This is a genomic window from Stenotrophomonas sp. YJH_SMC_46 (assembly GCF_059370315.1).
The window spans coordinates 695521-707358 of sequence record NZ_JCAFTO010000002.1 but is presented as its reverse complement, the minus strand read 5'-3'; the positions used below and the strand labels follow the sequence as shown (position 1 = coordinate 707358).

9 protein-coding genes are annotated in these 11838 nt (G+C 67.6%); 7 read left to right on the top strand and 2 right to left on the bottom strand.

What is annotated here, in order from left to right:
- Positions 1 to 71 precede the first annotated feature (71 nt).
- From AC5P8C_RS08235 to leuB, 6 genes are read left to right on the top strand one after another with little or no spacing between them, the layout of a single operon-like run.
- Complete coding sequence (locus tag AC5P8C_RS08235) at positions 72 to 1163, top strand: threonine dehydratase (protein ID WP_413410094.1); 1092 nt, start codon at positions 72 to 74, stop codon at positions 1161 to 1163.
- Positions 1160 to 2746 (top strand): 2-isopropylmalate synthase, encoded by a 1587-nt coding sequence (locus AC5P8C_RS08230; RefSeq protein ID WP_019662043.1) that lies wholly within the window; start codon positions 1160 to 1162, stop codon positions 2744 to 2746. The genes AC5P8C_RS08235 and AC5P8C_RS08230 overlap by 4 nt, the downstream gene beginning before the upstream one ends.
- A 10-nt stretch (positions 2747 to 2756) precedes the next feature.
- Complete coding sequence (locus AC5P8C_RS08225; protein WP_440865868.1) at positions 2757 to 3536, top strand: class I SAM-dependent methyltransferase; 780 nt, start codon at positions 2757 to 2759, stop codon at positions 3534 to 3536.
- Between the two features lie 60 nt (positions 3537 to 3596).
- On the top strand, positions 3597 to 5015 hold the full coding sequence (gene leuC, locus AC5P8C_RS08220) for a 3-isopropylmalate dehydratase large subunit (RefSeq protein ID WP_495218553.1): 1419 nt from the start codon (positions 3597 to 3599) through the stop codon (positions 5013 to 5015).
- Positions 5015 to 5593 (top strand): 3-isopropylmalate dehydratase small subunit, encoded by a 579-nt coding sequence (gene leuD / locus AC5P8C_RS08215; protein WP_495218552.1) that lies wholly within the window; start codon positions 5015 to 5017, stop codon positions 5591 to 5593. The genes leuC and leuD overlap by 1 nt, the downstream gene beginning before the upstream one ends.
- A complete protein-coding gene (leuB, locus tag AC5P8C_RS08210) occupies positions 5583 to 6644 on the top strand; it encodes a 3-isopropylmalate dehydrogenase (protein ID WP_495218551.1) in 1062 nt (353 codons plus the stop codon). Before leuD ends, leuB begins: the two co-directional genes overlap by 11 nt.
- Positions 6645 to 6751: 107 nt before the next feature.
- Here leuB and AC5P8C_RS08205 read toward each other — a convergent pair whose 3' ends face one another.
- Positions 6752 to 7525 (bottom strand): SDR family oxidoreductase, encoded by a 774-nt coding sequence (locus AC5P8C_RS08205; protein WP_495218550.1) that lies wholly within the window; start codon positions 7523 to 7525, stop codon positions 6752 to 6754.
- A 117-nt stretch (positions 7526 to 7642) separates the two neighbouring features.
- On the opposite strand from AC5P8C_RS08205, the gene AC5P8C_RS08200 reads away from it, so the two are divergent.
- Complete coding sequence (locus tag AC5P8C_RS08200) at positions 7643 to 8548, top strand: LysR family transcriptional regulator (protein WP_021202147.1); 906 nt, start codon at positions 7643 to 7645, stop codon at positions 8546 to 8548.
- A 128-nt stretch (positions 8549 to 8676) separates the two neighbouring features.
- On the opposite strand, the gene AC5P8C_RS08195 is transcribed toward AC5P8C_RS08200, so the two are convergent.
- Positions 8677 to 11838, bottom strand: a complete 3162-nt coding sequence (locus AC5P8C_RS08195; protein WP_111104247.1) for an efflux RND transporter permease subunit — start codon at positions 11836 to 11838, stop codon at positions 8677 to 8679.

Genomic DNA, 11838 nt, shown 5'->3' with positions numbered 1-11838 from the left:
GCCGGTACGGAGGCGTCTTCTTCGCCGCCCGTGCCCGCATGCGGCGGTCGCCCGCACCGCGCTGGTGGCCCATGCCGGCCGCTGACACCAGCCAGGAAAGCGATGCCGGCGACGTAAGCGTTGCCGACGTCCTGGCAGCGCAGGCCCGCCTGCGCCGCTTCCTGCCGCCCACCCCGCTGCACCACGCCGAGCGCTTCGGTACCTGGCTGAAGCTGGAGAACCTGCAGCGCACCGGGTCCTACAAGGTACGCGGCGCGTTGAACGCGCTGCTGGCCGGCCGCGAGCGCGGCGATACCCGGCCGGTGATCTGCGCCTCGGCCGGCAACCATGCCCAGGGCGTGGCGTGGGCGGCCTACCGCCTGGACGTGCCGGCCATCACTGTGATGCCCCATGGTGCACCCGCCACCAAGATTGCCGGCGTCGCCCACTGGGGCGCCACCGTGCGCCAGCACGGCACCAGCTATGACGAGGCTTACGCCTTCGCGGTCGAACTGGCGCAGCGCCACGGCTACCGTTTCCTGTCCGCGTTCGACGATGCCGATGTGATTGCCGGCCAGGGCACGGTGGGCATCGAGCTGGCCGCGCACGCGCCGGACGTGGTGATCGTGCCGATCGGCGGCGGTGGACTGGCCTCCGGCGTTGCACTGGCACTGAAATCACAGGGCGTGCGCGTGGTCGGCGCGCAGGTGGAAGGCGTTGATTCGATGGCACGTGCGATCCGCGGCGATGCCCGCGAGATCGCCCCCGTCGCCTCGCTGGCCGACGGCGTGCGGGTGAAGATCCCCGGCTTCCTGACCCGCCGCCTGTGCACCTCGCTGCTGGACGATGTGGTGATCGTGCGCGAAGCCGAACTGCGCGAAACCCTGGTCCGGCTGGCACTGGAAGAACACATCATCGCCGAGGGCGCCGGCGCGCTGGCGCTGGCTGCCGGCCGCCGCGTCGCCGGCCGCCGCAAGTGCGCGGTGGTGTCCGGCGGCAACATCGATGCCGGCGTGCTGGCCGGCCTGCTTACCGACATCCGGCCGCGTCCGCCGCGCAAGCCACGGCGACGTCGCAGCGAAACGCCGCGCTCGCCGGGCAAGGCCAGCGCCAACGCTTCGCCCACCTCTTCCCCTACCCCCCTGCAAGCCGTCGCACCCGCTGTCGAGGAGATTTCCCTGTGACCACCATCGAACGAATTACCACCCCGCGCATCCGCATCTTCGACACCACCCTGCGTGACGGCGAGCAGTCCCCCGGCTGCAGCATGAGCCCACCGCAGAAGCTGGTGATGGCGCGTGCGCTGGACGAACTGGGCGTGGACGTCATCGAGACAGGCTTTCCGGCCAGCTCGCAGTCCGACCGCGAGGCGATGGCCCTGATCGGCCGTGAGCTGCGCCGCCCGAGCCTGAGCCTGGCGGTGCTGTCGCGCTGCCTGCAGGCCGATATCGAAACCTCGGCGCGTGCCCTGGAAGCTGCGGCCAACCCGCGCCTGCACGTGTTCCTGTCCACCAGCCCGCTGCACCGCGAGCACAAGCTGCGCATGACCCGCGAGCAGGTGCTGGAATCGGTACGCAAGCATGTATCGCTGGCACGCTCGTACATCGACGATGTCGAATTCTCGGCCGAGGATGCCACCCGCACCGAGCTGGACTACCTGATCGAAGTCTCGCGCGTGGCCATTGCCGCCGGCGCCACCACCATCAACCTGCCCGACACCGTCGGCTTCACCACGCCGGAAGAAATCCGCGCGATGTTCCAGCAGGTCATCGCCGGCGTCGCCGACGTTCCGAACGCCGCCAATGTAATCTTCAGCGCGCACTGCCACAACGACCTGGGCCTGGCCGTGGCCAACTCGCTGGCCGCCATCGAAGGTGGCGCGCGCCAGGTCGAGTGCACCGTCAACGGCATCGGCGAGCGCGCCGGCAACTGCTCGCTGGAAGAAATCGCGATGGTGCTGAAGGTGCGCCAGGCCTTCTACGAGCAGGACAGTTCGATCAACACCCCGCGCATCGTCGGCACCTCGCAGCTGCTGCAGCGCCTGGTCGGCATGCCGGTACAGCGCAACAAGGCCATCGTCGGTGCCAATGCCTTTGCCCACGAATCGGGCATCCACCAGCACGGCATGCTGCGCCATCGCGGCACCTACGAAATCATGCGTCCGGAAGACGTGGGCTGGGAGGATTCGCAGATGGTGCTGGGCCGCCACAGCGGTCGCGCCGCCGTCGAAGCGCGCCTGCGCGCGCTGGGTTTCTGGCTGGACGAAGACGAACTGAAGCTGGTGTTCGAGCAGTTCAAGGGCCTGTGCGAGCAGCAGCGCGTGGTCACCGATGCCGACCTGCAGACGCTGATGCAGGGCGGCTCCAATGCACAGGGCTACCGCTTGGCCTCGATGACCATCAGCGATGTGGGCAGCCGCGCCAACGCGCTGGTCGAACTGTCCGACCCGGACGGCAACCGCGTGGCCGAAACCGCACAGGGCGACGGCCCGGTCGATGCGCTGTTCGGCGCGCTGTCGGCCGCCACCGGCGTGCAGCTGATGCTGGACAGCTACCACGTGCACAGCGTCGGCATCGGCGCCGATGCGCGTGGCGAAGCCAACCTGAGCGTGCGCCACGAGGGCGTGGAGTACGACGGCACCGGCACCAGCAAGGACATCATCGAAGCCTCCGCGCTGGCCTGGCTGGATGTTGCCAATCGCCTGCTGCGCCAGCGCCAGGCCGCCGCCCACAGCAGCACCGACGTTCCCACCCCCGCCACCGCCTGAGGAACCCGCCATGAGCGCCTTCGACACCCCCACCCCGGCCAGCGCCGCTGGCCAGCAGTGGAATGCCCAGGACTATGCGATCGATGCCGGCTTCGTGCCCCTGCTCGGCGGCGCGGTATCGCGCCTGCTCGACCCGCGCGCGGGTGAACGCATCCTCGACCTGGGCTGTGGCGATGGTGTGCTCAGCACCGAACTGGCGCTGAGCGGTGCGCGCATCCACGGCGTGGATGCCTCGCCGGAACTGGTGATCGCCGCCCGCGCGCGCGGTGTCGATGCCCAGGTGATGGACGGCCACGCACTGTCGTTCGACAGCGAGTTCGATGCAGTGTTCAGCAACGCGGCACTGCATTGGATGGGCACTCCCGACCGCGTGCTGGAAGGCGTGCGCCGCGCCCTGCGCCCCGGCGGCCGCTTTGTCGCCGAATTCGGTGGCCATGGCAACGTGGCCACGATCATCGCGGCGGTACAGGCCGCGCGCGTGGCCCACGGCCATGGCGCCAGCACCTTCCAGTGGTATTTCCCGACGGCCGATGCCTACGCCGACCGCCTGCGCCAGCATGGCTTCCAGGTGCAACTGATCGAGTGCACGCCGCGCCCAACGGCATTGCCGACCGGCGTGGCCGGCTGGCTGCGCGTGTTCGCCGCGCCGCTGCTGGACGACCTGCCAGCCGAGGCACGCGCTACGGTGCGCGAGGCCGCGAGCGCGCTGCTGGCCGAGCTGCCGCGCAACGCCGCCGGCCAGCCGCTGGCGGACTATGTGCGGCTGCGCGTGCTCGCCCGCCGTCGCTGACTTGACCGTTCCGCCGTCTTTACTGATGTTCGCTATTTCGTACTTCTGCCAGGCATACGCATGACTTCCGCTCCCCGCACCCTGTACGACAAACTGTGGGACGCCCACGTGGTGGTTCCCGAATCCGACAGCGCGCCCGCCGTGCTGTACATCGACCTGCACCTGATCCACGAAGTGACCTCGCCGCAGGCGTTCACCGAGCTGCGCGAGCGCGGCCTGTCGCCGCGCCGCCCGGACCGCACCAAGGCGACGATGGACCACTCCACGCCGACCCTGCCGGCCGCCGCGGACGGCACGCTACCCTATGCCAGCGCCGCCTCCGAGGCACAGGTCGCCACGCTGGCACGCAACTGCGCCGAGCACGGCATCGAGCTGTTCGACATGGCCTCGGACAATCGCGGCATCGTCCACGTGATCGCGCCGGAACAGGGCTTCACCCAGCCGGGCATGACCATCGTCTGCGGCGACAGCCACACATCCACCCACGGGGCCTTCGGTTCGCTGGCGTTCGGCATCGGCACCAGCGAAGTCGGCCATGTGCTGGCCACGCAGTGCCTGCTTCAGCGCAAGGCGAAGACCTTTGCGATCACCGTCGATGGCCCGCTGGCGCCCGGCGTCGGCGCCAAGGACGTGGTGCTGCACATCATCGGCGTGATCGGCGTCAACGGCGGCACCGGCCACGTCATCGAGTTCCGTGGCAGCACCATCGAAGCGATGGACATGGAACAGCGCATGACCCTGTGCAACATGTCGATCGAGGCCGGTGCACGCGCCGGCATGGTCGCGCCCGACCAGGTCACCTTCGACTTCGTCGCCAACACCCCGCGCGGCCCAAAGGGCGCCGATTTCGAGGCTGCGGTGGCGCGCTGGCAGCAGCTGCGCAGTGATGACGGCGCGCGCTTCGACAGCGAAGTACGCATCGACGCCACCGACATCCGCCCGACCCTGACCTGGGGCACGCATCCGGGCACCGCCATCGCGGTGGATGAGCCGATTCCCGCCGCCAACGATGCCGCCGCACAGAAAGGCCTGGACTACATGCACTTCCAGGCCGGCAAGGCACTGGCCGGCACGCCGGTGGACGTGGTGTTCGTCGGTTCGTGCACCAACGGCCGCCTGAGTGACATGCGCGAGGTCGCGCAGGTGCTGCGCGGCCGCCGTGTCGCTGAGCGGGTGCGCATGCTGGTGGTGCCAGGTTCGGAGATCGTCAAGCGCGAGGCCGAGGCCGAGGGCATCCACGAGATCGTGCGCGCTGCCGGGGCCGAGTGGCGCGAGCCGGGCTGTTCGATGTGCATCGCCATGAACGGCGATCTGGTCGCGCCCGGCCAGCTGGCCGTGAGCACCAGCAACCGCAATTTCGAAGGCCGCCAGGGCCCCGGTTCGCGCACCCTGCTGGCTTCGCCGATGAGCGCGGCGTGGGCCGCGGTCAACGGGCACGTGGCCGATACCCGCGAACTGTTCGCACAGGAGGTGGCGTGATGGCCGGTTTCCGTACCCTGACCTCGGCCAGCGTGGTGCTGCGCCAGACCAACATTGACACCGACCAGATCATCCCGGCACGGTTCCTGTCCACCACCGAGCGTGCCGGCCTGGGCCGCAACGCCTTCAATGACTGGCGCTGGCAGGCTGATGGTTCGCCGGTGGCCGACTTCGCCTTCAACCAGCCGCACAACGCCGGCCGCAGCATCCTGCTGGCGGGCCGCAACTTCGGCTGCGGTTCTTCGCGCGAACATGCGCCGTGGGCGCTGACCGACCTGGGCCTGCGTGCCATCGTCAGCAGCGAGATCGCCGATATCTTCCGCGGCAACTCGCTGAAGAACGGCCTGCTGCCGATCGTGCTGGACGAGGCCGATGTGCAGGCGCTGATGCGGCGCCCGGACGATGCGCTGACCATCGACGTGGCTGCGCGCGAACTGCGCACGCCCGATGGCCGCGTCTATTCCTTCCCGCTGGATGGCTTCTCGCAGACCTGCCTGCTGGAAGGCGTCGACCAGTTGGGGTATCTGTTGGGCCGTGTCCCTGAAATCGAACGTTACGAGAGTGAGCATGCACGCTGAAATTGTTGTCCTGCCCGGTGATGGCATCGGCCCGGAAGTGGCCGCCGCCGCGGTTGCTGTACTGAAGTCCGTCGCTGGACGCTTCAACCACACCTTCACTTTCAGCGAGCACGATATCGGTGGCATCGCCATCGACCGCCATGGCGAGCCGCTGCCGGCGTCGACCCTGGCCGCCTGCCAGGCCGCCAATGCGGTACTGCTGGGCGCCGTCGGCGGCCCGAAGTGGTCCGACCCGAACGCCAAGGAGCGCCCCGAACAGGGCCTACTGGCGATCCGCAAGGCGCTGGGCCTGTACGCCAACCTGCGCCCGGTGCGCACCCACGAAGCCGCGCTGCATGCCTCGCCGATCAAGGCCGAGCTGCTGCAGGGCGTGGACTTCGTGGTGGTGCGCGAACTGACCGGTGGCATCTACTTCGGCGACAAGACCCGCGACGCCGACAGCGCCAGCGACCTGTGCCGCTACACCGTGGCCGAGATCGAACGCGTGCTGCGCAGTGCCTTCCGCCTGGCGCAGCAGCGTCGCGGCAAGGTCACCTCGGTGGACAAGGCCAACGTGCTGGAAACCTCGCGCCTGTGGCGTGACGTGGCCGCGCGCATCGGCCGCGAGGAGTTCCCGGACGTTGCCCTGGAGCACCAGCTGGTCGATTCGATGGCCATGCACCTGCTGGCCAAGCCGCGCGAGTACGACGTGATCGTGACCGAGAACATGTTCGGCGACATCCTCACCGATGAAGCCTCGATGCTGGCCGGCTCGCTCGGCCTACTGCCGTCGGCCTCGCTGGGTGAGCCGGGTGCGGTCGGCATCTACGAACCGATCCACGGTTCGGCCCCGGACATCGCCGGCAAGGGCATCGCCAATCCGTACGCGACGATCTTCAGCGCCGCGATGCTGCTGCGCCATTCGCTGGAGCTGGAAACGGAAGCCGCTGCGGTGGAAGCCGCCGTGCACGCCGTGCTGGACGACGGCGTGTTCACCGCCGATCTGGCCGCCAAGGGCCAGGCGGTGAGTACCGCCGCTGCCACCGACGCCGTGCTCGCCAAGCTGCGCTGACCCATCGGGCAACACCTGTAGAGCCGAGCCATGCTCGGCTCATGCAACAGCAGTCGAGCATGGCTCGACTCTACAGGTAGCAGGCAGCCACGCCAGGCGTGGCTGCATTATTTGGTGGTGTACCCACCATTGACCAGGATGGTCTGCCCCGTCATCCACCAGCCATCGGTCACCAGGAAGCGGATCCACGGCACGATGTCGGCGATGTCGGTCAGCCCGGTGCGGGTGAACGCCGACAGCGCCGCCGCGGTCTTGTGATACGCCTGCGCATCGGCGCTCTCGGCCGGGTAGAAGAACGGCGTGTCCATCGGGCCGGGCCCGATCGCAGTCACCGAGATGCCGCGCTCACCGAACTCCTTCGACGCCGCGCGGGTGAAGTGCTCGACTGGCGCCTTGGTACCGGCGTAGCTGGAATAGAACGGCGTGTAGGCACCCAGCAATGAGGTGACCAGGGTGCAGATGCGACCACCGTCGTTGACGTGGCGGCCGGCTTCCTTGAGGAAGAAGAACGCCGCCTTGGCGTTGACCGCGCTCATCTCGTCGTACTCCGCTTCGCTGATGTCCAGCAGCGGTTTCTTCAATACCTTGCCGACCGTATTGATGGCGATGTCGGGACGGCCGACTGCGGCCACGGCATTGGCGAACAAGCGCTCCATCGCTGCCGCCGAGGTCAGGTCGCCCTGCAGGGCCACCGCCTTGCTGCCGGCGGCCTGCACTGCGGCTACAGTCGCTTCTGCATCGGCCTGGGTAGCGGCACTGTTGTAGTGGATGACGATGGCTTTGGCGCCCTGTGCGGCGAAGTCGCGGGCGATCAGGCCGCCCAGGTTCTTGGCGCCACCGGCGATCAGCACGGTCTTGCCCTTGAGGGAATGCTCGGTCATGGCTTCGGTCTCGGGAGGGGGCTACCCGGGGTGGCAACCCTGCCCTGACGACGATATCGTGCAGAAAAAGCGGATAAAGCCCGCCACATTGACTTAACTTTCCAGAGCCAGCGAACAATGGACCGGATCGATCGCTTCCGCATCTTCACCCGGGTCGTGGAGTGCGCCAGCTTCACCCGCGCCGCCGACCAGCTCGGCCTGCCCCGCTCGACCGTTTCGGCGGCGGTGGCCGAGCTCGAACAGAGGCTTGGCACCCGCCTGCTGCAGCGCTCGACCCGCCGGGTGTCCACCACCCATGATGGCGACGTGTTCCATGCCCGCTGCCTGCGCCTGATCGCCGAGGTCGAGGACGCCGAATCGCTGTTCCGTCAAGACGATGCGCAACCGGTCGGTCTGCTGAAGATCGACGTGCCCAGCCGCATCGGCCGCCGCATCATCGCACCGGCGCTGCCCGAATTCTTCGCGCAGTATCCGCAGGTGGAAGTGGACCTGGGCATGACCGACCGCGCGGTAAACCTGATCGAGGACGGTTGCGATGCGGTGCTGCGGGTCGGTCAACTGGGCGATTCCAGCCTGGTGGCGCGCACGCTGGGCCAGCTCGACTTCGTCAACGTCGCCGCGCCCGCTTACCTGCGCGAACACGGCATGCCGCAGCATCCTGCCGACCTGCCGCAGCACCGCGCGGTGAACTATGCGTCGCCGACCACGGCACGGGTGGAACCGTGGGAGTGGCAGGACGGCGGCCAACTGCGCACGCTGCCGATGCCCGGCTGGGTGCGGGTGAACAGCGCCGAGGCATCGATTGCGTGCTGTGTGGCGGGGTTGGGGTTGCTGCAGATTCCACGCTACGACGTGCAGGCCGAACTGCAATCCGGCGCGTTGGTGGAGGTGATGCCACAGCACGTGGCGCAGCCCTTGCCGGTGACGCTGTTGCAACCGCATCGGCAACACCGCGCGCAGCGTGTTCAGGTGTTCATCGAATGGCTGCTGCCGGTCTTGAGGGCCGGCCTGCAGCTGCAGTAGATCCACGCCATGCGTGGATGAATGCATCTGTGCCAACCAAGGTTGGCACCCACCTGGGAACGGACCAACCGGCATGGGTGGGGCCAGACCCTTTTCCCGGAGGAAAAGGGATCCGACCCCGGTCGGCGTTACGCCCCGGATTCATCGGGCTTCACCCGGAACCACGCCGCGTACAGCGCCGGCAGGAACACCAGCGTCAGCACCGTACCGACGATCAGGCCGCCCATGATCGAGATCGCCATCGAGCCGTAGAACGCGCTGCGCGACAGCGGAATCATCGCCAGCACCGCCGCCAGCGCGGTCAGCACGATCGGGCGGAATCGGCGCACCGTGGCATCGATGATCGAATGCCAGCGGTCATGCCCGGCATCGATGTCCTGCTGGATCTGGTCGATCAGGATCACCGAGTTGCGCATGATCATGCCGGCCAGTGCGATCGTGCCCAGCAGCGCGACGAAGCCGAACGGCGCCCGGAACAGCAGCAGGAACAGGGTCGCGCCGATGATGCCCAGCGGCGCGGTCACCAGCACCATCGCTGCACGCGAGAAGCTGCGCAGCTGCAGCATCAGCAGCGTGGCCACCACCACCAGGAACAGCGGCATGCCGGCCTTGATCGAGTTCTGGCCACGTGCCGAATCCTCCACGGTACCGCCGGTTTCCAGCAGGTAACCACTGGGCAGCTCGGCACGGATGCCATCCAGTGTGGGCAGGATCTGATGCACCACGTCCAGCGCCTGCATGCCATCACTGATGTCGGCGCGCACGGTCACCGTCGGCAACCGGTTGCGGTGCCAGATGATGCCGTCCTCGAAGCCGTACTCCATCGTCGCCACCTGCGACAGCGTGATGCTGCCACCGTTGGCGGTGGGCATCGACAGGCTGGACAGCAGCTCCAGCTGGTTGCGCTCATCGGCCGGCCCGCGCAGCAGCATCTCGATCTGGCGATTGCCTTCGCGATACACGCTCACCGACTGCCCGGCCAACGAACTGGACAGGAACTGGCTGACCTGGGCGCTGCTAACGCCCAGCGCGCGGGCGCGCTCCTGGTCGACCACCAGGCGCACCACCTTGCTCGGCTCGCTCCAGTCCAGGTTGACGTTCATCACGTGCGGGTTCTCCCGCACCTTGGCCTCGACCTGGCGCGCGATCGCCTGCACCTTCTCGATGTGCTCGCCGGAGATGCGCATCTGCACCGGATAGCCGACCGGCGGTCCGTTCTCCAGGCGGGTCACGCGCATCTGCACGTCCGGGAACTTCGGGATCACCTCGTGCAGCAGCCAGTCGCGGGTGCTCTCGCGCGCCTTGATGTCCTTGGCCAACACCACGAACTGGGCGAAGTTGGTCGCCGGCAGCTGCTGGTCCAGCGGCAGATAGAAGCGCGGCGAACCGGTGCCCACATAGGACACGTAGTTGGCAATGCCCTCGCGGCGGGACAGCAGCTTTTCCAGCTTCTCGGCCTGGGCCTGGGTCGAGCGCAGCGAGGCGCCCTCGGCCAGCTCGATGTCCACCATCAGCTCCGGCCGGGTCGAGTCCGGGAAGAACTGCTGGGGCACGAAGCGGAACATCATCAGCGAGAACACGAACAGGGCGATGGTCGCGGCGATCACCCACCAGCGATGGCGCAGGCAGGTATCGAGGAAGCGGCGGAAGCTGCGATAGAACGGGCGCTGGTACGGATCATGGTCGTGCCCATGCTGCGGCGGCGCAATCAGGTTGGCCAGCGCCGGGTAGCGGTCGGCCCACTGCTGGCGCTTGGCATGCCAGCGCGCGGACAGGCTGCCCGGCTTGGGCGGCTGCGGATTGAACAGGTCCGGCAGCATCTTGTCACCCAGGTAGGGAATGAACAGTACGGCCGCGATCCACGACACCACCAGCGCGATGGTCACCACCTGGAACAGCGAACGCGTATATTCACCGGTGCTCGATGCCGCCGTGGCGATCGGCAGGAAGCCGGCTGCGGTGATCAACGTACCGGTCAGCATCGGGAACGCAGTCGATTCCCAAGCGAAACTGGCCGCGCGCAGGCGGTCGTAGCCCTGCTCCATCTTGGTGGCCATCATCTCCACCGCGATGATCGCATCGTCCACCAGCAGGCCCAGCGCCAGCACCAGCGCGCCCAGCGAGATCTTGTGCAGGCCGATGTCGAAGTAGTGCATGACGAAGAAGGTCATCGCCAGCACCAGCGGAATGGTGACGCCCACCACCAGGCCGGTGCGCAGGCCCAGCGAGAAGAAGCTGACCAGCAGCACGATCACCACCGCCTCGGTCAGCACCTGCACGAACTCGCCGACCGACTCTTCCACCGATTGCGGCTGGTCGGACACCTTGCGCAGCTGCATGCCGGCCGGCAGGGTCTTCTGCAGCCGTTGGAACTCGGCATCAAGGTTGGCACCGAGCTTGAGGATGTCACCGCCATCCTTCATCGCCACCGCCAGGCCGATCGCCTCTTCGCCCATGAAGCGCATCTTCGGCGACGCCGGATCGGCGAAGCCGCGCTTGACCTCGGCGATGTCACCCAGGTGCACGGTGCGGTCGCCAGCACGGATCGGGAACTGGCGGATTGCTTCGATGTCGTTGAACTGGCCGGTCACGCGCAGCTGCACGCGATCGGTGGCGGTCTCGAAGAAGCTGGTGCCGGTGACCGCATTCTGGTCGGCCAGCGCCTGCTGTACCTGCTGCATCGACACACCCAGCGTGGCCAGGCGGGTGTTGGACAGCTCGATCCAGACCTTCTCGTCCTGCAGGCCGACCAGGTCGATCTTGCCGACATCGGGCACGCGCTGCAGTTCCAGCTGGATGCGGTCGGCGTAGTCGCGCATCACCGCGTAGTCGAAGCCCTTGCCGGTCAACGCATAGATGTTGCCGTAGGTGTCGCCGAACTCATCGTTGAAGAACGGACCGACTATCTCGCGCGGCAGCGTCGCACGGATGTCGCCCACGCGCTTGCGCACCTGGTACCACAGGTCCGGGATCTGCCTGGAACGCAGGCTGTCGCGGGCCATGAAGATGACCTGCGATTCGCCGGGGCGCGAATAGGAGCGGATGAACTCGTACTCGCCGGTGTTCATCAGCGCCTTCTCGATCGGCTCGGTCACCTGGCGCGAGACCTGCTCGGCGGTGGCGCCCGGCCACAGCGTGCGCACCACCATCGCCTTGAAGGTGAATGGTGGATCCTCGGACTGGCCCAGGTGCTTGTACGACCACGCGCCGATCAGCGCGAAGGCCAGCATCGCGAACAGCACCAGCGGGCGGTTGGCCAGCGCCCACTCGGAAAGATTGAAGCGGCGCAC